The organism is Pontitalea aquivivens (assembly GCF_046507575.1).
GTDB lineage: Bacteria > Pseudomonadota > Alphaproteobacteria > Rhodobacterales > Rhodobacteraceae > Pontitalea > Pontitalea aquivivens.
Window position 1 is genome coordinate 75,498 of the sequence record NZ_JBKFEY010000003.1, and the last position, 22,474, is coordinate 97,971.

20 protein-coding genes are annotated in these 22,474 nt (G+C 67.3%); 12 read left to right on the forward strand and 8 right to left on the reverse strand.

The features are described from left to right. Nucleotides 1–18 precede the first annotated feature (18 nt). The gene (locus ACK8OU_RS06400; protein WP_410302530.1) at nucleotides 19–801 is read left to right on the forward strand and encodes a 23S rRNA (adenine(2030)-N(6))-methyltransferase RlmJ; all 783 of its coding nucleotides are present in this window, start codon (nucleotides 19–21) and stop codon (nucleotides 799–801) included. A 21-nt stretch (nucleotides 802–822) separates the two neighbouring features. Here ACK8OU_RS06400 and ACK8OU_RS06405 read toward each other — a convergent pair whose 3' ends face one another. From ACK8OU_RS06405 to ACK8OU_RS06415, 3 genes are all read right to left on the reverse strand, one after another. Continuing rightward, nucleotides 823–3,189, reverse strand: a complete 2,367-nt coding sequence (locus ACK8OU_RS06405) for an ATP-dependent helicase (protein ID WP_410302531.1) — start codon at nucleotides 3,187–3,189, stop codon at nucleotides 823–825. 118 nt (nucleotides 3,190–3,307) lie between these two features. Next, a complete protein-coding gene (gene folE2, locus ACK8OU_RS06410; protein WP_410302532.1) occupies nucleotides 3,308–4,402 on the reverse strand; it encodes a GTP cyclohydrolase FolE2 in 1,095 nt (364 codons plus the stop codon). Between the two features lie 109 nt (nucleotides 4,403–4,511). Beyond that, entirely contained in the window at nucleotides 4,512–5,687 is a 1,176-nt protein-coding gene (locus ACK8OU_RS06415; RefSeq protein WP_410302533.1) for an aminotransferase class V-fold PLP-dependent enzyme, read from the reverse strand. Between the two features lie 121 nt (nucleotides 5,688–5,808). Between ACK8OU_RS06415 and ACK8OU_RS06420 the strand changes: the two genes are divergently transcribed. Continuing rightward, nucleotides 5,809–6,501, forward strand: coding sequence for a glutathione S-transferase N-terminal domain-containing protein (locus tag ACK8OU_RS06420; RefSeq protein WP_410302534.1), 693 nt, complete (start codon nucleotides 5,809–5,811; stop codon nucleotides 6,499–6,501). Here ACK8OU_RS06420 and ACK8OU_RS06425 read toward each other — a convergent pair. From ACK8OU_RS06425 to ftsY, 3 genes are all read right to left on the reverse strand, one after another. Next, nucleotides 6,498–7,109 carry an inner membrane-spanning protein YciB gene (locus tag ACK8OU_RS06425; RefSeq protein WP_410302535.1) on the reverse strand — a complete coding sequence of 204 codons (612 nt, stop codon included), beginning with the start codon at nucleotides 7,107–7,109 and terminating at the stop codon, nucleotides 6,498–6,500. The two genes, ACK8OU_RS06420 and ACK8OU_RS06425, sit on opposite strands and share 4 nt — an antisense overlap. 5 nt (nucleotides 7,110–7,114) lie before the next feature. Continuing rightward, a complete protein-coding gene (locus tag ACK8OU_RS06430; RefSeq protein WP_410302536.1) occupies nucleotides 7,115–8,014 on the reverse strand; it encodes an EamA family transporter in 900 nt (299 codons plus the stop codon). Nucleotides 8,015–8,104: 90 nt separating this feature from the next. Continuing rightward, the gene (ftsY, locus tag ACK8OU_RS06435; protein ID WP_410302537.1) at nucleotides 8,105–9,211 is read right to left on the reverse strand and encodes a signal recognition particle-docking protein FtsY; all 1,107 of its coding nucleotides are present in this window, start codon (nucleotides 9,209–9,211) and stop codon (nucleotides 8,105–8,107) included. A 281-nt stretch (nucleotides 9,212–9,492) separates the two neighbouring features. On the opposite strand from ftsY, the gene ACK8OU_RS06440 reads away from it, so the two are divergent. Continuing rightward, nucleotides 9,493–10,572 carry an alkane 1-monooxygenase gene (locus tag ACK8OU_RS06440; protein ID WP_410302538.1) on the forward strand — a complete coding sequence of 360 codons (1,080 nt, stop codon included), beginning with the start codon at nucleotides 9,493–9,495 and terminating at the stop codon, nucleotides 10,570–10,572. A gap of 117 nt (nucleotides 10,573–10,689) precedes the next feature. Then, entirely contained in the window at nucleotides 10,690–11,199 is a 510-nt protein-coding gene (locus tag ACK8OU_RS06445; RefSeq protein ID WP_410302539.1) for a hypothetical protein, read from the forward strand. Between the two features lie 4 nt (nucleotides 11,200–11,203). Here ACK8OU_RS06445 and xseA read toward each other — a convergent pair whose 3' ends face one another. Continuing rightward, the gene (gene xseA / locus ACK8OU_RS06450; protein ID WP_410302540.1) at nucleotides 11,204–12,763 is read right to left on the reverse strand and encodes an exodeoxyribonuclease VII large subunit; all 1,560 of its coding nucleotides are present in this window, start codon (nucleotides 12,761–12,763) and stop codon (nucleotides 11,204–11,206) included. Between the two features lie 76 nt (nucleotides 12,764–12,839). On the opposite strand from xseA, the gene purD reads away from it, so the two are divergent. Further along, complete coding sequence (gene purD, locus ACK8OU_RS06455) at nucleotides 12,840–14,102, forward strand: phosphoribosylamine--glycine ligase (protein ID WP_410302756.1); 1,263 nt, start codon at nucleotides 12,840–12,842, stop codon at nucleotides 14,100–14,102. 62 nt (nucleotides 14,103–14,164) lie between these two features. Here the strand turns inward: purD and ACK8OU_RS06460 are convergent, their stop codons facing one another. Beyond that, nucleotides 14,165–15,544 carry an L-serine ammonia-lyase gene (locus ACK8OU_RS06460; RefSeq protein WP_410302541.1) on the reverse strand — a complete coding sequence of 460 codons (1,380 nt, stop codon included), beginning with the start codon at nucleotides 15,542–15,544 and terminating at the stop codon, nucleotides 14,165–14,167. Nucleotides 15,545–15,736: 192 nt separating this feature from the next. On the opposite strand from ACK8OU_RS06460, the gene rpiA reads away from it, so the two are divergent. From rpiA to ACK8OU_RS06495, 7 genes are all read left to right on the forward strand, one after another. Then, on the forward strand, nucleotides 15,737–16,522 hold the full coding sequence (rpiA, locus tag ACK8OU_RS06465) for a ribose-5-phosphate isomerase RpiA (protein WP_410302542.1): 786 nt from the start codon (nucleotides 15,737–15,739) through the stop codon (nucleotides 16,520–16,522). A gap of 39 nt (nucleotides 16,523–16,561) precedes the next feature. Continuing rightward, nucleotides 16,562–17,923: a glutathione-disulfide reductase gene (gene gor / locus ACK8OU_RS06470; protein WP_410302543.1), complete on the forward strand. Its 1,362-nt coding sequence runs from the start codon at nucleotides 16,562–16,564 to the stop codon at nucleotides 17,921–17,923. A 57-nt stretch (nucleotides 17,924–17,980) separates the two neighbouring features. After that, the gene (gene hflK, locus ACK8OU_RS06475) at nucleotides 17,981–19,150 is read left to right on the forward strand and encodes an FtsH protease activity modulator HflK (RefSeq protein WP_410302544.1); all 1,170 of its coding nucleotides are present in this window, start codon (nucleotides 17,981–17,983) and stop codon (nucleotides 19,148–19,150) included. Continuing rightward, on the forward strand, nucleotides 19,150–20,064 hold the full coding sequence (gene hflC, locus ACK8OU_RS06480) for a protease modulator HflC (protein WP_410302545.1): 915 nt from the start codon (nucleotides 19,150–19,152) through the stop codon (nucleotides 20,062–20,064). Before hflK ends, hflC begins: the two co-directional genes overlap by 1 nt. After that, complete coding sequence (locus ACK8OU_RS06485; RefSeq protein WP_410302546.1) at nucleotides 20,061–20,258, forward strand: DUF2065 family protein; 198 nt, start codon at nucleotides 20,061–20,063, stop codon at nucleotides 20,256–20,258. Before hflC ends, ACK8OU_RS06485 begins: the two co-directional genes overlap by 4 nt. A gap of 133 nt (nucleotides 20,259–20,391) precedes the next feature. Then, nucleotides 20,392–21,855: a Do family serine endopeptidase gene (locus tag ACK8OU_RS06490; RefSeq protein WP_410302547.1), complete on the forward strand. Its 1,464-nt coding sequence runs from the start codon at nucleotides 20,392–20,394 to the stop codon at nucleotides 21,853–21,855. A gap of 175 nt (nucleotides 21,856–22,030) precedes the next feature. Next, nucleotides 22,031–22,354 carry a 2Fe-2S iron-sulfur cluster-binding protein gene (locus ACK8OU_RS06495; protein ID WP_410302757.1) on the forward strand — a complete coding sequence of 108 codons (324 nt, stop codon included), beginning with the start codon at nucleotides 22,031–22,033 and terminating at the stop codon, nucleotides 22,352–22,354. Nucleotides 22,355–22,474 lie beyond the last annotated feature (120 nt).

Here is a 22,474-nt window from a genome sequence, read left to right on the forward strand (position 1 = left end):
ACTGACAGGGGAAACGGGATGCTGTCCTATCAACACATCTATCACGCCGGAAACCTGGCCGATGTGCACAAACACGCGCTGCTGGCCTGCGTGCTGGACTATCTGACCCGCAAGGACAAGCCGCTAAGCTACCTGGAAACCCATGCCGGGCGCGGGCTTTATGCGCTGGATGCGGCCGAGGCGCTGAAAACGGGCGAGGCGGCGCAGGGCATCCAGCGCGTCGAATCACTGGGTTGGTTCGACCCCGGTCACCCCTATGCGCGTGCCCTGGCCGCCACCCGCGCGGCCCATGGCCCGCTGGCCTATCCCGGATCGCCGCTGGTCGCCGCGCATCTGCTGCGCCCGGTCGACACGATCCATCTGTGCGAACTGCACCCGCGTGAATTTGCCGCACTGCGCGAATCGATGGCACCCCATGGCGGCATCTTCCACCCGAAGGACGGGTTGCAGATGGCCCTGGCGCTGACGCCACCGACCCCGCGGCGCGGCCTTCTGGTGATCGACCCCAGCTATGAAGTGAAATCCGACTATCAGGCCCTGCCCCGGCTGATCGGGCAAATCGCGCGCAAATGGAACGTCGGCACCATCGTTCTGTGGTACCCGATCCTGGCCTCGGGCGCGCAGGAACCGATGGTCCGCGCCCTGCGCGCGGCCCATCCCGACGCGCTGATCCATGAGGTGCGCTTTGCCCCCGCGCGCGAAGGCCACGGCATGGTGGGATCGGGAATGTTCATCCTGAACCCGCCCTGGGGCCTGGATGCCGAGGCCGCCCGCCTTTCGGCGCTGTTCGCAACGCTTTGACCACGGGCCGCGATCGCCCGCCTAGAACGGCAGGTCATCCACCGCATCTGCGGGCGTCACATAGCTTGCCATCAGGTTCTTCTCGCCCGCTTTGTCGAAATCGACGGTCAGCTTGTCGCCCTCGATGCCACGGACATGACCATAGCCGAATTTCTGGTGGAAGACCCGGTCGCCAACCGAAAACGCGCTGACCGCCACCAGGTCGATCACCGCATGGCGGGTTTCCCGCGGCGGGGTCATGGGGCGCGTGGCGCTGCGATCCTGCATCCGCTTCCAGCCCGGCGAGTTATAGACATCGGCCCGCATCGCGCGATCCTCGACCCCGCTGCCAAAGCCCCCGCCAAAGCCGCCCGCCGCGCCATAGCCCCCGCGATAAAGGCCCGGCGGGGTCAGCACCTCGACATGCGCCTCGGGCAGTTCGTCGATGAAACGTGAGGGCAGCTGGCTTTGCCACTGGCCATAAACCCGCCGATTGCCCGCGAAACTGATGGTGCACAGCCGTTCCGCCCGCGTGATGCCGACATAGGCCAGCCGGCGTTCCTCCTCCAAACCCTTCAGGCCGGTTTCATCCATCGCACGCTGGCTGGGAAACAGCCCGTCTTCCCACCCCGGCAGAAAGACCACGGGGAATTCCAGCCCCTTGGCCGCATGCAGCGTCATGATGGAAACCTTTTCCTCGGCCTCTTCGCTGTCATTGTCCATGATCAGCGCCACATGTTCCAGAAAGCCCTGAAGATTGTCGAACTGCTCCAGCGCCTTGACCAGTTCCTTCAGGTTTTCCAGACGCCCCGGCGCCTCGGGCGTCTTGTCGTTGACCCACATCGCGGTATAGCCCGATTCCTCCAGGATCGCCTCGGCCAGCCGAACGTGATCGTCGCCCGCCAGCACCGCCGCGTGCCAGCGCCCGACACCTTCCACAAAGGCGCGCAACTGCCCCGCCCCCTTGCCGGAAACCAGCCCCTCGGCCAGGGCGGCCCGCGCGCCCGTCAACAGACCCAGCCCGCCATCGCGCGCGCGGCGCTGGATCAGTTGCTGCGCCTTGTCACCCAGGCCGCGCCTGGGCGTGTTCACCACCCGTTCAAACGCCAGATCATCATCGGGGCTGACCGCCAGCCGGAAATAGGCCATCGCATCCCGAATCTCCAGCCGTTCGTAGAATCGCGGCCCGCCGATCACCCGATAGGGCAGACCGATGGTCAGAAAACGGTCCTCAAAGGCGCGCATCTGATGGCTGGCGCGCACCAGAATCGCCTGCCCGTTCAGCCCCACCGGCGCCATGCCCCGGCTGCCGCGCTGCAGGGCCTCGATCTCATCGCCGATCCAGCGCGCCTCTTCCTCGCCGTCCCAATGGCCGATCAGGCGCACCTTTTCGCCGCCTGCCGCCTGGGTCCACAACGTCTTGCCCAGCCGCCCCGCATTCTGCGCAATCACCCCCGAGGCGGCCGCCAGAATATGTTCGGTCGAGCGGTAGTTCTGTTCCAGCCGGATCACCACCGCACCCGGAAAATCCTTTTCAAACCGCAGGATATTGCCCACCTCGGCACCGCGCCAGCCATAGATCGACTGGTCGTCATCACCCACACAGCAGATGTTGCGATGCCCCTGCGCCAAAAGCCGCAGCCACAGATACTGGGCCACGTTGGTATCCTGATACTCATCCACAAGGATATAGCGGAACCAGCGTTGATACTGTTGCAAAACATCCGGATGCGCCTGAAAGATCGTAACCATGTGCAACAGCAGATCGCCGAAATCGACCGCGTTCAGGGTCCGCAACCGTTCCTGATAGGCGGCATAAAGCTCGCCCCCGCGGTTGTTGAAGGCCCCCGCCTCGCCGCCCGAAACCCGATCGGGTGTCAGCGCGCGGTTCTTCCAGCCGTCGATGATCCCCGCCAGCTGCCGCGCAGGCCAGCGTTTTTCATCCATGTTCGCCGCCACGATCAACTGTTTCAGCAGCCGGATCTGGTCATCCGTATCCAGGATCGTGAAGTTGGATTTAAGACCCACCAGTTCGGCATGCCGGCGCAGCAGCTTGACACAGACCGAATGGAACGTGCCCAGCCAGGGCATCCCCTCCAGCGAATGGTCCAACAACCGCCCGATCCGGTCCTTCATCTCGCGCGCGGCCTTGTTGGTGAAGGTCACGGCCAGAATCTCATTCGGCCGCGCCCGCCCGGTGGTCAGCAAATGGGCAATCCGCGCCGTCAGCGCCTTGGTCTTGCCCGTACCCGCCCCCGCCAGCATCAGCACCGGCCCGTCCATCGCCTCGACAGCCGCCCGCTGGGCGGGGTTCAACCCGTCCAGATAAGGCGCGCCCCGCGCCGCCATCGCCCGCTGCGACAGGGGCACCGCCGCCTCGAAGGCGCTCTCTTCGTCAAATCCGCTCATGGCGCCAACTTAACCCGCCCCGGCGCCGCCGCCAAGACAAGTTCCGCGAATGTTCTTCTTCTTGGCCAAAATACTCCGGGGGGAAGCGGCTTTGCCGCGAAGGGGGGCAGCGCCCCCCTTACCCGTGATGGATCAGCGAGGCGAACAGCCGCGGATCCAGGCTTTCGGCGGCAAAGGTCGGCCCCTCGGTCAGCAGGCTGACCGCATCATGGCTGTGCAGGCTTTCCTGATGGCTGGCCAGCACACGGAAATCACCGATCCGCGGATCGGCCAGCAACACGCCGGCAAAGGCGCGGGCGGCATCTTCCACAAAGATCGGGTTGGCGGCGTTCAGCTCGGCAAAGGCCTGTTCGTCCTCGCGCTTGACCATCACCTGCGTTTCCGTCGGCACCGCGCGGCGCGCCATGTCGATCAGGTCTTCGAACCACAGCACGCGGCCGGGTTCCACCACCACGGAAACCCGCGCAACCGATCGCTGCGAATGCGGCGTCGCCAACTGCGCGCGCACCATCCGCGCATGTTCCGACAGTTCCAGCGAACACGGACAGGTCGAGGAATAGACGTAATCCAGATGCACGATCTTCTTGCGCACGCCCGCGGTTTCCACCACCTCCAGCGCGATGTCGTAATACTGCCATCCCGACAGGCCGGACCGCAGGCTGGACACCTTCATCGGGAAGGACAGGCGCATCTGGATGCGGGCATCAAAGCTGTCCAGATGGTCCTTGTAGTCATCCAGCGCCGCCTCGATCACCTCAAAGGAAAAGGTCCGCTCGGCATGCCCATAAAATGACCGCATGATCCGGCTCATGTTGATGCCCTTCTTTTCGGCATCAAGGCTGACGGTGCCGGTCACGCTGGTTTCCAGCGCCAGATCGCCATTGTCGCGGGTGTGATAGCGGATCGGCAGGCGGAAGTTGGAAATGCCGACATGCTGGATCTGCGTCCTGGCGCCCACGATCAGGCTTGCCGGGCCGTTCTGCAGATCGGGCAAACCCGCGCGATAGCTTTCGTCGGCGTTGAAATCCTCGGGGTAGACACGGCGCAGTTCGGGATAATTGCCGACCGCCCGCCCCGGCAGCAGCCGGGCAATCGCGGGATCAAGCCGGGCGATTTCGGTTTCCGTCGCGCCGGCGGCCCACTGGCGCAGCACATCCAACGCCGCTTTCGCCTCTGCGGTATCGGGCGCCTCGATCTTGCCGTGAATGTTCATCGCTGATCCCCCTCGGGCTGGCCCAACCCCACCAATATGGGGGGTGCGGCGCGTTTGTCCAAGGGGATACGCATCCCGCGCGCCACCGGATCACCCGGATCGGTGCGGGTCACACCGCGTCCAGCGCGGCCAGCACATCGGCGACCAGATCGCGGCCATCCTCGATCCCAAGCGAGATCCGCACCATCCCCGGCGTGATGCCGATGCGCGCGCGGTCCTCTTCGGCAAGGTTCTTGTGGGTGGTGGTGGCCGGGTGGGTGGCGATGGATTTCGCATCCCCCAGATTGTTCGAGATCGACATCACCCGCAGCGCGTTCAGGAAAGCGAAGGCGGCGGGTTTGCCGCCCGCAAGGTCCAGCGCCACCATCGTACCGCCCGAGCCCATCTGCTCCATCGCCAGCGCGTGCTGGGGGTGATCGGCCAGCCCGGGATAGACGGTGCGCGACAGCGCCTTGTGCCCCGCCACCGCCGAGGCGACCGCCGCCGCATTGGCCGCCTGCGCGCGCACCCGCAGGTCCAGCGTCTGCAGGCCATTTAGCAGCACCCAGGCATGAAAAGGGCTCATCGCACCGCCGGTATGTTTGACATAGGTCTCCAGCGGGCCGCGGATGAAGTCGCGCGTGCCGCAGATCACGCCGCCCAGCACCCGCCCGCCACCGTCGATATGCTTGGTGGCGGAATAGACGACGATATCGACGCCCAGTTCCACCGCGCGCGAAAAGATCGGCGAGGCGAAGGCATTGTCCACCAGCACCACCGCGCCGCCCGCATGGGCGATTTCCGCCACGCCCGCCATGTCGATCACCTCAAGGCCGGGGTTCGACACGCTTTCAAAGAAGCAGACCCTGGTTTCGGGCCGCATCGCGGCGCGCCATTCGTCCAGTTTCGTGCCATCGACCAGCGTGACCGCGACGCCGAAGCCTTCGAGCACCCTGAGCACATGCAGGCACGAGCCGAACATCTGCCGTGCCGCGACGATATGATCGCCCGCCTTCACCAATGCGCACAGCGCGCCATTGATCGCCGCCATGCCAGAGGCGCAGGCAAAGGCATCCTCGGTACCCTCGACCGAGGCCATGCGGTCCTCGAACATCCGCGTCGTCGGGTTGCCGTAACGGGCATAGATGAATTCGTCATCGGACTGGTTGAGAAACCGCGCCTCGGCAGCTTCGGCCGAAGGATAGACAAAGCCCTGGGTCAGAAAGATCGCCTCGGCCATCTCGCCATACTGGCTGCGGCGGATACCTTCGTGGATCAGTTTGGTGCGGGTGTTCCAGTCGCTCATCTGCGCCTCCCCTGCGGCGGACCTTCGGTTGTGCTGGCGTTACCAAGGGGCAGGCGGGCGGTCAATGCCGCGCCCTTGCCTTTGACGCGCGTTGCGCCATGCTGACCCCAAAGGAGATACCATGATCGATCTGTATTACTGGCCCACGCCGAACGGCTGGAAAATCACCATCGCGCTGGAGGAAATGGGCCTGCCCTACCAGGTGCGTCTGGTCAACATCGGGGCCGGCGACCAGTTCGACCCCGAATTCCTGAAGATCGCGCCGAACAACCGCATGCCCGCGATCGTGGACCCTGACGGCCCCGATGGCGCCCCGGTGTCGATCTTCGAATCGGGGGCGATCCTTCTGTATCTGGCGCGCAAGACCGGCCGGTTCATCGGGCAGACCGCGCGCGACCGGATCGCGGTCGAACAATGGCTGATGTGGCAGATGGGGGGCCTTGGCCCCATGGCAGGACAGGCGCATCATTTCCTGAAATATGCCCCCGCGATGGACCCGCCGCAGGACCTGCCCTATGCCAAGGACCGCTACCGGCGCGAGGTCGCGCGGCTTTACGGTGTTCTGGACCGGCAACTGGCCCGGGCCGAATTCGTGGCGGGCGATTTCCTGTCGATCGCGGATTTCGCGATCTGGCCCTGGGCCAGCCTTTGGGAAGGCCAGCAGCAAAGCCTGGATGACAAGCCCCATCTGGCGCGATGGCTGGACGCGATGGCCGACCGCCCCGCCGTGCAACGCGGCCGCGCGGTGGGGGCTGACCTGCGCGCAGACGCGGCACAGGACCGCAAGGCGCAGGACATCCTGTTCCGGCGCTAATCGGCCTTCTTCCCGATCCCGTAGCGGGCGAACAACCGCCCCTGCACCATGAAAAAGCCGAACATCAGAACGGTCAGGCCGAAGGTCTTGAAATTGACCCAGGCCTGATCGGACATGCTGCGCCAGACAACCTCATTGGCGACCGCCAGCCCCAGGAAAAACAGCGCCATGCGCTGGGTCAGGATGCGCCAGCCCTCGGGCTCCATCGGCAGGGTCTCTTCCATCACCAGCGCAAGCCAGGGCCGGCGCAGCATCAGGCCAAGGCCCAGGATCGCGGCGAACAGAAGGTAGATGATCGTCGGCTTCATCTTGAAGAAACGTTCATCGTTCAGCCAGACCGACAGCCCCCCGAACACCACCACCAGAACCAGCGTGGCGATCTGCATCGGCGCCAGCCGCCCCGTCAGCCGCCACAGGATCAGCGTGGTGACCACCAGAAGCGGCACGAAGCCCGCCGTGGCCAGGATAAAGCCCGAATAGTCGGTGCCGCCGATCGTGTAGCTTTGATCCTTCAGCTTTACGAAGGCCACGAAGAAGGCAATCAGCGGGCCGAATTCCAGCGCCGCCTTGACCCAGGGTCTGATTTTTTTCCGTCCTGCCTCTGCCATGTCCCTTACCCTGCCATTTCAACGATCACCGCCCCGGCCGCGATCAACCCCATCAGCGCCGCGCGCCGCGGTCCCACCTTTTCCCCCAGGATCAGCCAGCCGATCAGCGCGGCAAAGACGGTCGAGGTTTCGCGCAGCACCGCCGCCTGCCCCACAGTGTCAAGCCGGGTGGCCAGCATGATCGCCCCGAATGAGAAATAGGCGACAAAGGCGCCGATGACACCCCTTTTCAGCAACGGCAGGACTTCGGATGCCGGCAGATGGCGCCAGCGCCGCCAGGTCAGCGCCGGCATGAACCAGCCGTCGATGAAGAAGAACCAGGCCAGAAAGGTGAACGGATCGGCCGTGGCGCGGATGCCATAGGCGTCATAGGTGGTATAGGCCGCGACAAAGCCCCCGGTCAGCACCGCAAGGCCCAGCGCCGGGCCCAGCGTGTCGCGCGCGACCGTGATGGTGCGCAGGTTGTAGAGCGCAAGTCCGAAGATCCCGGCCACCAGCACGCCCACCCCCAGCCATTGCCCGGGGGTGAAGCTTTCGCCAAAGACCAGCCCCGCCCCGATCACCGCGAACAACGGGCCGGTACCGCGCACCACCGGATAGACCACCGTATAGGCGCCGCGGGCATAGGTCATCGCCTGCGCCAGCTTGTAGAGCGCATGGATGACGAAGGCGCCCGCGAAGATCGGCCACATGTGCGGCTCGGGCCAGGGCACGACGAACAGCGCGACCGGCGCCGCGATCAGCCCGTAGCTGCTGTCGATCGCCGCGCGCGACAGCCAGGGATCGTGCCGGCCCTTTTGCAGCGCGCCGAAGATCGCATGCAGGAGCGCCGCCGCCAGCGCCAGCATCAGCGCCGCTCGATGGCCCGCCTCGGTGCCTTCAAGGGCGATCAGGAACGTGCTCATGTCCGATCCGCGGCGATCGTGGAGGGGGCGGAAGCGGGGGGCTGTCTGCCCCCCGCCCCCCCCGAGGATATTTGGGCAAATCCGAAGGGATCAGGCATCCTGACCCACAAGGGCGCGGGCGAAATCCCCGGGGTCGAAGGGGGCGAGATCGTCGATCTGTTCGCCGATGCCGATGGCGTGGATCGGCAGGCCGAAGCGATCGGCCAGCGCGACCAGAACGCCGCCCTTGGCGGTGCCGTCGAGTTTGGTCATCACCAGCCCCGACACATCCGAGATCTTGCGGAAGGTTTCCACCTGGCTCAGCGCGTTCTGGCCGGTGGTGGCGTCCAGCACCAGAAGCGTATTGTGCGGGGCGGTTTCATCCTTCTTGCGGATCACGCGGACGATCTTGGCCAGTTCCTCCATCAGGTCGGCGCGGTTCTGCAGCCGGCCCGCGGTGTCGATCAGCAGAAGGTCCGCGCCATCGGCCTGGGCGCGCGTCATCGCGTCGAAGGCCAGGCTGGCGGGATCCGAGCCTTCGGGCGCGGTCAGCACCGGCACGCCCGCGCGCTGGCCCCAGACCTGCAGCTGTTCCACCGCCGCCGCGCGGAAGGTATCGCCCGCGGCGATCACCACCGTTTTGCCGGCGGCGCGGAACTGGCTGGCGAGTTTCCCGATCGTCGTGGTCTTGCCCGAGCCATTCACGCCCACCACCAGCACGACCTGTGGTTTTTTCGGGTAAAGCGGCATGGGGCGCGCGACGGGGTCCATGATGCGCGCGATTTCCCCCGCCAGAAGGTCCTGGATTTCCGGCACCGACAGGCGTTTGCCCATGCGCCCCTCGGCCAGGTTGGCGGTGACGCGCAGCGCCGTTTCCACCCCCATGTCCGAACGGATCAGCAATTCCTCAAGGCTTTCGAGCATCGCATCATCCAGCACCCGGCGGGGCGCGGCATCCTCGGCCCGGCCCAGGATGCGGCCCAGCAGACCGGGCTTGCGGGCGGGTTCTGCGGCCGCCGGGGCGGGGCCGGGCGTGGGGGCGGGGCCGGGCGTGGGGGCGTGGGGCACCGTCAACGCTGGCGCAGCAGGCGCTGGTCCCGCCGTTTCTGGTCCCGGCACATCCGGGACCGGGGCTTCGGCCACGATGGCATCAAGCCCCTCTTCCAGCTTGGCGGAGGATTTCGTCAGGCGGGATTTCAATTTCTGGAAGAAAGACATCTGCGGCCCTTTCGGTTTCCAGACACCTAATCAATCCCGCCGCGTGATGGAAGGGCCCGGTGCCACGCAGACGCCCCCATGCCCGCCTTGCCACAGCCGCGCATGCACAAAGAGGGTGGACAGACGCCCCGGTCTGTTCAAGATCAGGCAGAGCGATTTGGAACAGACACCTGTCCCGGACTGCCCCCGTCGCGGGGCGCAAGCGGCGAGATACAGATATGCCCACACACCCGATGCCCGCCCCGCCCCGGATACCGCGCCCCGCAACCCTGGCGGGAAAGATGCGCGCGCGGGTTCCCCCCGTTGCGGCCTTCGCGCTGGTGACGCTGCTGCCCTTGCCGTTCCTGGCGCTGGGGGCGGTGTTTGGCGGCGCCTTTGCCTGGGGGGCGCTGGCCTATGTGGCGGTGCTGATCACCGTGCTGGACCGGCTGATCGCGGGGGCCGCGCCCGATGCCCCCGAGGGTGCGGAATTTCCCGCCGCCAACCGTCTTTCGGCGACGCTGGCGATTGCGCATTTCATGGCGCTGGCGGTTGCGGTCTGGGCGCTGTCGGGTGGATCGGGGCTGGGCTGGGGGGATCGCCTGGCGCTGTTCCTGGGGTTTGGCCTGTTTTTCGGGCAGGTGTCGAATTCCAACGCGCATGAGCTGATCCACCGCGCCGACCGGCGGCTGTTCCGTCTTGGGATGTGGGTCTATATCTCATTGCTGTTCGGGCATCACACCTCGGCGCATCGGCTGGTGCATCACCGTTTTGTCGCAACCCCCGACGATCCTAACAGCGCCGAACTGGGCGAGGGGTTCTGGGATTTCGCGCGCCGCGCCTGGGCGGGGTCGTTCGTGGCCGGCCATGAGATGGAGACGAACCTGCGCAAGACCCTGCCCCCGGGCGGCAGCCTGCGGGCGCGGCTGCGGCGGGTGCATCCCTATGTCATCTATCTGGCGGGCGGGGCGGGCATTGCGCTGGCCGTGCTGGCGCTGTTCGGGATTGGCGGGTTTCTGGCCTATCTGCTTTTGTGCGCACATGCCCAGATGCAGCTGCTGTTGGCCGATTACGTTCAGCACTATGGCCTGAGCCGTCGGCGTCTGGGGATGGACCGCTATGAACCCGTCGGCCCCGCGCACAGCTGGGATGCGCCGCAGCGGGTGTCCTCGCTGTGGATGCTGAACGCACCGCGCCATTCCGACCATCACGCCCATCCGGGGCGCGAATACCCCGCGCTGCGTCTGGGCGCGATCGGGGCGCCGGGCCGGCCGGTGCTGCCGCGATCGCTGCCGGTGATGGCAACGCTGGCGCTGATCCCGCCGCTGTGGCGGCGGGTGATGGACCGGCGCGCGCTGGCCCTGCGCGGCGGCCGGGGGTGACAAGCGGGGGGCCGGGCGCGCGGATCTTCACGGCGCTGTGGCTGGCGGTGGGCCGGGGTTTCTGGCAGGCTGGCCGCATGGCGGCCCACGCCCCGGCCGCGCCACCAAGGACAGGCCATGCCCCCGATCCGCATCCTGCTGCCCCTTTGCGCCGCGCTGCTGATGGTGCTGCCCGCCGCCGCCGAGCAGGTCACCGACCCGATCACTGACCCGATCACTGGCCCTATCACTGGCCCGGTCACTGGCCCGCCGGGCATCGTACCGCCCGGACCGCCGCCGCTGCACACCGCGCCGCTGGGGGCCGCGGAATTCGACGCCCGCACCCAGGGCAGGACCATCACCTATTCCGCCTATGGCCAGCCCTACGGGGTGGAACAATATCTGCCCGGGCGCCGCGTGCTCTGGGCGTTTGAAGGGGGCGTATGCAAGGAAGGCACCTGGTTCCAGCAGGGCGAGATGATCTGCTTTGATTACCGCGATGAAGGCGGTCTGCAATGCTGGACCTTCCACGACACACCCGAAGGGCTGATGGCGCGGTTTCTGGGCGATGCCGGGGCCGAGCCGCTGGTGTCGCTGTCCGAAAGCCCCGAACCGCTGAACTGCCCCGGCCCCGAAGTCGGGGTGTGACCCGTCAGAACAGGCTGCCCTGATCGGGCGGGGGCTTGCCTGTGCCGGATTTGCCAGCGCCGGGCTTTCGCGGGCGCTGCGGCGCGGGCGCCCCATCCCCGTCCCCCGCAGGCAGGACCGACAGCCGGCCGTCGTGGAATTCAATCTCCAGCGCGGTCTGGCCCTGGGCCTGCGCGCGCGCGGTGATCAGGCCGTCGGGGCCGCGCACCACCGCATAGCCGCGCCGCAGCGTTTCGGTATAGCCCAGCGTCTGGCGCATCCGGTCCAGCCGGTCCAGCCGTTCGGCCAGCGCGCCAAGGCGCGCGCGTGGGGCCAGCGCCAGCCGGTCGGACAGATCGTCCAGCCGCGCGCGGGCATCGCGGTTGCGCCGTGCGGCCTCATCGCGCAGGCGGCCCAGCGCGGGGCCAAGGCGCGCGCCCAGCTTGTCGATCGCCGCCTGCTCGCGCCGGATGAACAGGCGCAGCAGATCGGGGCGCACCAGCGCCGCCACGGGGCCGAACTGTTCCCGCTTGCGCCCGGTCAGCGCGCGCAGCGCAGGGCCCAGCCGGTCGGACCACAGGTCGAACCGCTGCCGCGCCGGGGCGGTCAGCGCCTGCGGCCGGCCAAGCCCGCGCGACAAGTCCACCAGCCGCTGCCGCCGCGCCTGCCCCCGCTGGGTCATGACGCCGGCCATGCGCGCGCTGCCCTCATTCACCCGGGCCAGCAGGTCAAGCCGCACCGGTACCGCCATTTCCGCCGCCGCCGTGGGCGTGGGCGCGCGCCGGTCGGCGGCAAAGTCGATCAGCGTGGTATCCGTTTCATGGCCCACGGCGGATATCAGCGGGATCTGGCTGTCGGCGGCGGCGCGAACCACGATTTCCTCATTGAAGCCCCAAAGGTCTTCAAGGCTGCCGCCGCCACGCGCCACGATGATCAGATCGGGCCGCGGGATCGCCGCGCCCGGCGCCAGCGCGTTGAAGCCGCGGATCGCACGGGCGACCTCGGGGGCGCAGGCCTGGCCCTGCACCGCCACCGGCCAGATCAGCACGCGGCGCGGAAAGCGGTCGCGCAGCCGGTGCAGGATGTCGCGGATCACCGCCCCCGAGGGCGAGGTGACGACGCCGATCACCTGCGGCAGGAAGGGAATGGGCTTCTTGCGGTCTGGCGCGAACAGGCCTTCGGCCGCCAGCACCTGCCGGCGCTTTTCCAGCATGGCCATCAATGCGCCCGCACCCGCGGGTTCCACATCGTCGACGATCAGCTGGTATTTCGACTGGCCGGGAAAGGTGGTCATGCGGCCGGTGGCGATGACCTCCATGCCTTCCTCGGGGCGGACCTGCATCCGGGCGACCTGGCCCTTCCAGCTGACGGCTGCGATGACGGAACGATCGTCTTTCAGGTCGAAATACATGTGCCCCGACGCGGGGCGCGACACGCGGCCCACCTCGCCGCGCACGCGGACGCGGTCGAACTGGCCCTCGATCACCCGTTTGACCGCGCCCGACAGCTCGGACACGGTGTATTCATGGGCATTGCCGGGGGCATTGCCGCCCCCCGGGGCCGGGTCATTCTCGAAAAGCTCCATCCGTACCCCTGTTCGCTTGCCTGACAGCGCCCCAGACCTTAGAAGGCGCGCAACCGAAGGCCAAGGGGGACGGATGATGAATATTCTGGTGCTGGGCGGCGGCGGGCGCGAACATGCGCTGGCCTGGGCGATCAAGCAGAACCCCAAATGCGACCGGCTGATCGTGGCGCCTGGCAATGCCGGGATCGCAATGATTGCCGAAATGTCGGATCTGGACCCGCTGAACGGCGCGGCGGTGGTGAATTTCTGTGAAGAAAACGCCATCGACTTCGTCGTGATCGGCCCCGAGGCCCCCTTGGCCGCGGGCGTGGCCGACCGCCTGCGCGAGGCGGGCGTGCTGTGCTTTGGCCCCTCGGCCGCGGCCGCACGGCTGGAGGCGTCGAAGGCATTCACCAAGGAAATCTGCGATGCCTGCGGTGCGCCGACCGCCGCCTATGCGCGGTTTACCGATGCCGGGGCGGCGGCGGATTACGTCCGCGCCCAGGGCGCGCCGATCGTGGTCAAGGCCGACGGGCTGGCCGCCGGCAAGGGCGTGATCGTGGCAATGACGCTGGATGAGGCGCTGGCCGGGATCGACGAAATTTTCGGCGGCGCCTTTGGTGCGGCCGGCGCCGAGGTGGTGATCGAGGAATTCATGGAGGGCGAAGAGGCCAGCTTCTTCATCCTTTCGGACGGCGTGAACGTCCTGCCCGTCGGCACCGCGCAGGACCACAAGCGCGTGGGTGATGGCGACACCGGCCCGAACACCGGCGGCATGGGCGCCTATTCCCCCGCCCCGGTGCTGACGCCCGCGATCCAGGACCAGGTCCTGGCCGAAATCGTGCGCCCCACGGTGGCCGAGATGGCGCGGCGCGGCACCCCGTTCCAGGGCGTGCTTTACGCCGGGCTGATGATCAGGGATGGCCGGGCGCGGCTGGTGGAATACAACGTCCGCTTTGGCGATCCGGAATGTCAGGTGCTGATGATGCGGCTGGGTGGTCAGGTGCTGGACCTGATGATTGCCTGCGCCGAAGGCCGGCTGGATCAGGTCCGCGCGCAATGGGCGGAGGATCACGCGCTGACCGTGGTGATGGCGGCGCGGGGCTATCCGGGCAGCTATGCCAAGGGCAGCGCGATCAAGGGGCTGGACGCCCTGCCCGCGGACAGTTTCAACATGGTGTTCCATGCGGGCACCACGGCCAGGGACGGCGCCGTGCTGGCCACGGGCGGGCGGGTGCTGAACGTCACCGCGCGCGGCACCAGCCTGCGCGACGCGCAGGCCCGGGCCTATGCGATGGTCGATGCGATCGACTGGCCGGAAGGGTTCTGCCGGCGCGATATCGGCTGGCGCGCGCTGTGATCCTGCGGCGGGGGCGCTGCCCCCGCACCCCCGAGGTATTTCGGGCAAGATGAAGGGAAACCTCAGCAGTTGGGGACATTGACGGCAAGGCCGCCCAGCGAGGTTTCCTTGTATTTGTCATGCATGTCGCGGCCGGTCTGGCGCATCGTCTCGATCGCGGCGTCAAGGGGGACGAGGTGGGTGCCGTCGCCGCGCAGGGCAAGCGAGGCGGCGGAAACCGCCTTGATCGCGCCAAGGCCGTTGCGTTCGATGCAAGGCACCTGGACAAGGCCCTTGACCGGGTCACAGGTCATGCCGAGGTGATGTTCCAGCGCGATTTCAGCGGCGTTTTCGACCTGTTCGGGGGTGGCGCCAAGCACGGCGGCAAGGCCCGCGGCGGCCATGGCGGCAGCCGATCCGACCTCGGCCTGGCAGCCGCATTCAGCCCCCGAGATCGAGGCGTTGTGCTTGATCAGCCCGCCCACCGCGGCGGCGGTCAGCAGGAATTCACCGATGCGCGCGGAACTTGCGCCGGGCACATGGTCCAGCCAGTAGCGGATCACGGCGGGCACCACGCCCGCCGCGCCGTTGGTGGGGGCGGTGACGACCTGGCCGCCGGCGGCGTTTTCCTCGTTCACGGCCATGGCATAGGTTGACATCCAGTCGTTGATCACATGCGGCGCGGTCAGGTTCATGCCGCGTTCGGCGATCAGGCTTTCGTGGATCGCGCGCGCACGGCGGCGGACCTTCAGGCCGCCGGGCAGGAGGCCCTCGGCGGCAAGGCCGCGCTCGATGCAGGCGTTCATCACCGACCAGATCCGGGCGAGCCCCGCGTCGATGTCGGCATCCGGGCGGAAACGGCGTTCATTTGCACGTTTCATCTGCGCGATGGTCAGCCCCGAGGCATGGGCCATGGTCAGCATTTCCGCGGCGCTGCGGAAGGGAAAGGGCACGGGCGAGGGCGCGGCAAGGGCGCGGTCATCCACCGCCGCCGCCTCGGCCGCGGTCAGCACGAAGCCACCGCCGATGGAATAATAGGTTTCCTGCGCGATCACGTCGCCCTGCGCATCCAGCGCCATCAGGATCATGCCGTTGGCATGGCCCGCCAGCGCGGGGCCGAAATCGAAGATCAGGTCGGTCGCGGGATCAAAGCGCAGCGGCGCAAGGCCGGGCGGGGACAGCAGCCCGGTTTCCGTATTGGCCGCAAGGGCGGCTTCGGCGGCGGTGGCGTCGTAGGTTTCAGGCAGAAATCCCGCCAGCCCGAGGATCGTGGCGCGGTCGGTGGCGTGGCCCTTGCCGGTGAAAGCCAGCGCGCCGTGCAGGCTGGCGCGCAGGCCATGCGCCTGAAAGGGCGAGGCGCGCAGGCGGTCCAGAAACCGCCCCCCCGCGACCATCGGCCCCATCGTGTGCGAGGAGGACGGCCCCACCCCCACCTTGAACATGTCGAACACGCTTAGGAACATCCGTGCCTCCTTGCCTGGCCCCACAATGGCGCAGTGTGCGCGCGCGGCAAGCCCGGAATTCCCGAAATTCCCGGAATCGACCCGACACGGGGCATTTGCGCGCCATCGGGCGGGCGGATCGGGCGAATTGGCACTCGCACCCCGGGGCGCGATTGCCTATAACCTGACCATCCCATCAGCCAGGAGCCATCCATGCCCGCCGAACTTTCGCCCATCGACAAGGCCAAATTCGCCGCTGCCCGCCGCGCCGTCGACTTCATCGAGGACGGGATGCGCGTGGGGCTGGGCACCGGATCGACCGCGGCCTGGATGGTGCGCTGCCTGGGCGAACTGGTGCGCGAAGAGGGGCTGCGGATCACGGGCGTTCCGACCAGCACCCGCACCGCCGATCTGGCGCGCCAGCTTGGCATCAGGGTCGTCAGTCTGGATGAGGCGAAATGGCTTGATCTGACGATCGACGGGGCGGATGAATTCGACAACGAGCTGAACCTGATCAAGGGTGGCGGCGGCGCGCTGTTGCAGGAAAAGATCGTGGCCACCGCATCCGACCGGATGATCGTGATTGCCGATGCCGCGAAAGAGGTGGCCCAGCTGGGCGCCTTCCCGCTGCCGGTCGAGGTTGTGCCCTTTGGCTGGCAGACCACCCGCGCGCTGATCGAGGAAACGCTGGTCAGCATGGATGTGCTGGGGCGCAACACCACGCTGCGGGTGAACGGCAGCCAGCCCTTTGTCACAGATGAGGGCAATTACATCGTCGATCTGCACCTGAACCGGATCGGCAATCCGCGCCAGCTGGGCCTGATGCTGAACCAGATCCCCGGCGTGGTGGAAAACGGTCTGTTCATCGACATCTGCGACGTGGTCATCATCGGCCATGGCGATGGCACGGTGGAACTGCGCGACATCAACGAAGGCACGGTCGAGACCGATCAGATCGATTTCAACGAGGCGGAGAACATCTTCGCCGATCTGGATTGAAGGGCCCGGGGCGCGGGACCGCAGGGCAAGGAAGCAGGCATGACGTTCGACTATGATCTGTTCGTGATCGGCGGCGGCTCGGGCGGGGTGCGCGCGGCGCGCATCGCGGCGGGCGAACATGGCGCGCGCGTGGGCCTGGCCGAGGAATACCGCATGGGCGGGACCTGCGTGATCCGCGGCTGCGTCCCCAAGAAGCTGATGGTCTTTGCCTCGGGCTATCCGGCGGCGATGGAAGATGCCCGCGCCTATGGCTGGGATGTGCGGGCGGGCGGGTTCGACTGGTCGAAATTCCGTGCCGCGCTGGATGTGGAACTGGACCGGCTGGAGGCGGCCTATCGCGGCGGGCTGGCGGGCGCGGGCGTGACGGTGCATGATTGCCGCGCCACGCTGGTCGATCCGCATACGGTCGAGCTGGCCGATGGCCGCAGGCTGCGTGCCAAGCACATCCTGATCGCCACCGGCGGGCGGCCCTTTGTGCCCGATCTGCCGGGGGCCGGGCTGGTGATGACCTCGAACGAGATCTTCCTGATGGACGCCCTGCCCCGGTCGGTTCTGATCGTGGGCGGCGGGTTCATCGCCTGCGAATTCGCCTGCATCCTGAACGGGCTGGGCGTCGAGGTGACACAGTTCTACCGCGGCGCGCAGATCCTGCGCGGCTTTGACGATGAGGCGCGCGGCCATGTCGCGGGGCTGATGGCCGAGACGGGGGTGACCATCCATTGCGGCACCGATGTGCTGGAACTGCGCAAGACGGCAGAGGGCATCCGCGTCAAGGCCACCGACGGGTCCGACCGCACCTATGACGCGGTGGTCTATGCCACGGGCCGGGTGCCCAACACGCAGGGCCTTGGGCTGGACCGGGCCGGCGTGGCGTCAGGGCGGCGCGGCGCGGTGCTGGTGGACGACTGGTCGCAGACCAATGTGCCATCCATCTATGCGGTGGGCGATGTGACCGACCGCATCAACCTGACCCCGGTGGCGATCCGCGAAGGGCATGCCTTTGCCGATACCGTCTTTGGCGCGACGCCGCGCAAGGCCGATCACGACCTTGTCGCCTCGGCCGTGTTCACCCAACCCTTTGAGCTGGGATCCGTCGGGCTGACCGAAGAGACCGCGCGCGAAGCCGGGCCGATCGAGGTTTATGCGACCTCGTTCCGGCCGATGAAGACGCTGTTTGCCGGGCGCAATGCCCGGGTGATGATGAAGCTGATCGTCTGCGCCGATACGCGCCGGGTGCTGGGCTGCCATATCGTCGCCCCCGAGGCCGGCGAGATGATCCAGCTGGCCGCCATCGCGATCAAGATGGGCGCCACCAAAGAGGATTTCGACCGCACCTGCGCGGTCCACCCGACCATGGCCGAAGAACTGGTGACGATGCGAAAACCTGTGCGGAGCGCTTGATTTTCCGCGATTTGTGCCCAATTCGCAGGGCAGACCTTTAGAAGAAGTGAGGAACGGATGAGCAACGGAGGACCCTGGGGATCGGGTGGCGGTTCGGGCGGCGGCGATGATGACGACCGCAACAACCGCCCGCGCGGCAGCGGCCCGCGCCGCCCCGGCGAGGGCGCGCCGATCCCCGAGATCGAGGAGATCATGAAGAAGGGCTCCGAGCAGCTGCGCGTGCTGATGGGCGGGCGCGGCGGTCAGGGCGGCGGCCGGGGCCCGCGCGGCGGGGCCCCCGGCGGGCCGGCCCTGACCCGCGGGACGCTGGGGCTGGTGATGCTGGCGGCGACGGGGCTTTGGGCCTTTTCGTCCTTCTACACCGTCAAGCCCGAAGAACGCTCGGTCGAGCTGATGTTCGGCCAGTATCAGGCGACCGGCAACCCGGGCCTGAACTTTGCGCCCTGGCCCGTGGTCACGGCGGAAATCGTGCAGGTGACGGGCGAACGCACCACCGAGGTCGGATCGGGCCGGGGCGGCCCCGCCGACAACGGGCTGATGCTGACGCGCGACCAGAACATCGTCGACATCGAATTCCAGGTGGTCTGGAACATCAGCGATCCGGCCGCCTACCTGTTCAACCTGGCCGACCCGGAAGACACGATCCGCGCGGTATCGGAATCGGCGATGCGCGACATCATCGCGCGATCCGAACTGTCGCCGATCCTGAACCGCGACCGCGGCGTGATCGCCGCGGATCTGCGCCTCGCGGTGCAGGAAACGCTGGACAGCTATGAATCGGGCATCAACGTGGTGCGCGTGAACTTCAACCGCGCCGACCCGCCGCGCGACGTGATCGACAGCTTCCGCGAGGTGCAGGCCGCCCAGCAGGAACGCGACCGGCTGGAAAAAGAGGCCGATGCCTATGCCAACCAGGTCACCGCAGGCGCCCGCGGCGAGGCGGCGCGCCTGCTGGAGGATGCCGAGGCCTACCGCGCCCGTGTGGTCAACGATGCCCAGGGCCAGGCCGCCCGCTTTGTGTCTGTCTATGATGAATATGTGAAGGCCCCCGAGGTGACCAAGCGCCGGATGTATCTGGAAACCATGGAAAAGGTGTTGGGTCCGGTGAACAAGGTGATCCTGGACGGCGTGTCCGGCCAGGGCGGTAGCGGTGGGGTTGTGCCCTATCTGCCGCTTGATCAGCTGCGCCGCGCGCCGGCTGCCACGACCAACGGGGGGAACAACTGATGAGCCGCATGCAATTCGCCATTCCCGCGCTGGTGGTCGTCGCGGGGGCCGTGCTGTCGTCGCTGTTCGTCGTGGATGAACGCGAAAAGGCGCTTGTGCTGCAATTCGGCCAGGTCAAGCAGGTCAAGGAAACGCCCGGCCTGGGGTTCAAGATCCCGCTGATCCAGGAGGTGGTGACCTATGAAGACCGCATCCTCAGCCTGCCGACCCAGCCGCTGGAGGTGACGCCGCTGGATGACCGCCGCCTTGTGGTCGATGCCTTCGCACGCTGGCGCATCGTCAACCTGATCGAATTCCGCGAGGCCGTTGGCGCGGGTGGCGAACAGGTGGCCAAGTCGCGGCTGGACAGCATCGTCAATGCCGCCATCCGCGAAATTCTGGGCTCGGTCCCGTCCACGGCGGTGCTGTCGGCGGACCGGACCGTGCTGATGACCCGCATCCGCGACATCGCCCGGCGTGAGGCGGCCGCCCTGGGCGTCGATGTGATCGACGTGCGCCTGACGCGCACCGAACTGCCCGAACAGAACCTGGCCGCGACATTCGCGCGGATGCGGGCGGAACGCGAACGCGAGGCGGCCGATGAACGCGCCCGCGGCGGCGAGGCGGCGCAGCGCGTGCGCGCCACCGCCGACCGGACCGTGGTCGAACTGACGTCCGAGGCGCGCAAGCAGGCCGAAATCATCCGCGGTGAGGCCGATGCCGAACGCAACGCGATCTATGCCGACGCCTTCGGACGCGACCCCGAATTCTTTGCCTTCACCCGATCGCTGGAATTCTACGCCCAAAGCATGAAGGCGGACAGTTCCTCGTTGGTGACGCAGCCCGACAGCGTCTATTTCGACTATGACCGTTTCCTGAAATCGATCGGCGAGCGTGGCGCGCAAGCGGGCGGCCCGGCAGGGCCCGGGCAATGATCGCCACGATCCTGTGGGGGATCGGGCTGGTGCTTGTGATCGAGGGGCTGGCGCTTGCGCTGGCCCCTTCGCGCATGGAAGAGATGCTGGAGCTGTTGCGCGCGATGGGCCGTGACCGGCGGCGCCTGCTGGGGCTTGTGGTGCTGGGCGGGGGCATTGCGGCCTTGTGGCTGGCGCGCGCGATAGCGGGATAAGCGGGCTCACGTCGATGTGACGCGGCGCGATGGGCTTTCAATTGCACCGGGCGCGCCCTAGGTATCTATGCAAGATGCGGGTTTTGGTCCCACTATGGCAAAGCCCGTGATCCGGCTGAGAGGGGAGCATCGCATGACAGCACAGGTTCTGACGCTTGCAACGCCGCGGGGGGTCCGCCGCATCCTGACCGCGTCGATGCTGGCACTATCACTTGCCCTTGCGCCAGGGGTTCTGGCACCGGCGCAGGCGGCGCCGGAAAGTTTCGCCGATCTGGCACAGAAGGTCAGCGACGCGGTGGTCAACATCACCACCTCGACCACCGTCGCGGCGCCAACCGGGCCTGGCCCGATGTTCCCGCCCGGGTCGCCTTTTGAGGACCTGTTCCGCGACTTTGGTTTCCCCCCCGGCCCCAATGGCGGCCCCGGCCCGCGGCGTTCAAACGCGCTGGGATCGGGCTTCGTGATTTCCGAGGACGGCTTCATCGTCACCAACAACCATGTCATCGAAGGCGCCGATGAGATCGAGATCGAATTCTTCTCGGGCCGGACGCTGAAGGCCAGGCTGATCGGCACCGACCCCAAGACCGATGTCGCGCTGCTGAAGGTGGAAAGCGACAAGCCGCTGAAATTCGTGAAATTCGGCGACAGCGACCAGATGCGCGTGGGCGACTGGGTGATGGCGATGGGCAACCCGCTGGGTCAGGGGTTTTCGGTCAGCGCGGGCATCGTGTCGGCGCGCAACCGCGAACTGTCGGGCACCTATGACGACTATCTGCAGACCGATGCCGCGATCAACAGGGGCAATTCGGGCGGCCCGCTGTTCAATATGTCGGGCGAGGTCGTGGGCGTGAACACCGCGATCCTGTCGCCCAACGGCGGGTCGATCGGGATCGGCTTCTCGATGGCCTCGAATGTGGTGCAGAAGGTTGTCACGCAGCTGAAGGACTTTGGCGAAACGCGGCGCGGCTGGCTGGGCGTGAAGATCCAGGATCTGACCCCGGACATGGCCGAGGCGATGGGCCTGGCCGAAGCCACCGGCGCGATGGTCACCGAGGTGCCCGAAGGCCCCGCGCGCGATGCCGGGATGCTGCCGGGCGATGTCATCACCAGCTTCGACAGTGCACCGGTCAAGGACACGCGGGAACTGGTGCGGCGCGTGGCCGATGCGCCTGTGGGCCAGGCGGTTCGCGTTACCGTGATGCGCGAAGGCAAGAGCGAGACGCTGCTGGTCACGCTGGGCCGGCGTGAGCTGGCCGAGGGCGAGGCGGTTCCCGCCGCGGTCGCGCGTCCGCAGGATGCCGAACGCGACATGCTGGGCATGACCGTGACGCCGCTGACACCCGCGCTCAGTTCCGAACTGGGGCTGTCGGCGGGGGCCACGGGGCTGGTGGTCAAATCCGTCCCCGAAGACAGCGAGGCCTTTGCCAAGGGCATGCGCGCGGGCGATCTGATCGTCGAGGCGGGCCAGCAGGCGGTGGCGACGCTGGACGATCTGGACACCCGCATCGAAGACGCGCGCGAGGCCGGGCGCAAATCGGTACTGTTGCTGATCCGGCGCGGCGGCGAGCCGCGGTTCGTGGCGCTGCCGGTGGATTGACCCCCCAACCGGGCCGGACCCTTGCCACGGGCGCCTTCGGGCGCCCGTTTCCATTCGCGGTGCCAAAAGGCCACAGGGGTGCGGGCGGCAGGCTCTGGCCAAATCCGCCGCGATCGCATAAATCCCGTTTTCCGAAGGGTGCGCCCCGATGCGCGCCGAAAAGCGGGGAACGGACATGGTCAAGATCACCTATGTGGAACAGAACGGCACCGAGCATGTGGTTGACGTCAAACCCGGCATGACGGTGATGGAAGGCGCGCGCGACAATGGCGTGCCCGGCATCGATGCCGATTGCGGCGGCGCCTGCGCCTGTTCCACCTGCCATGTCTATGTGGATGCGGCCTGGGTGGGCAAGCTGGCCCCGAAAGAGGCGATGGAAGAGGATATGCTCGACTTTGCCTGGAACCCGGACCCGGTGCGATCGCGGCTGACCTGCCAGATTTCGGTGACCCCGGCGCTGGAAGGCCTGGTCGTTCACATTCCAGAAAAGCAGATCTGAGCCCCTGCGGGCCACGGGCGCACCGGCGGCACACGCGACGGGCGCCGGGCTGCTGCGGGGCGCGCCGGCGCGTGGCGATGCGGGGAATGATGGCCGGGGCGCGGCACTGATGCCCCAGAA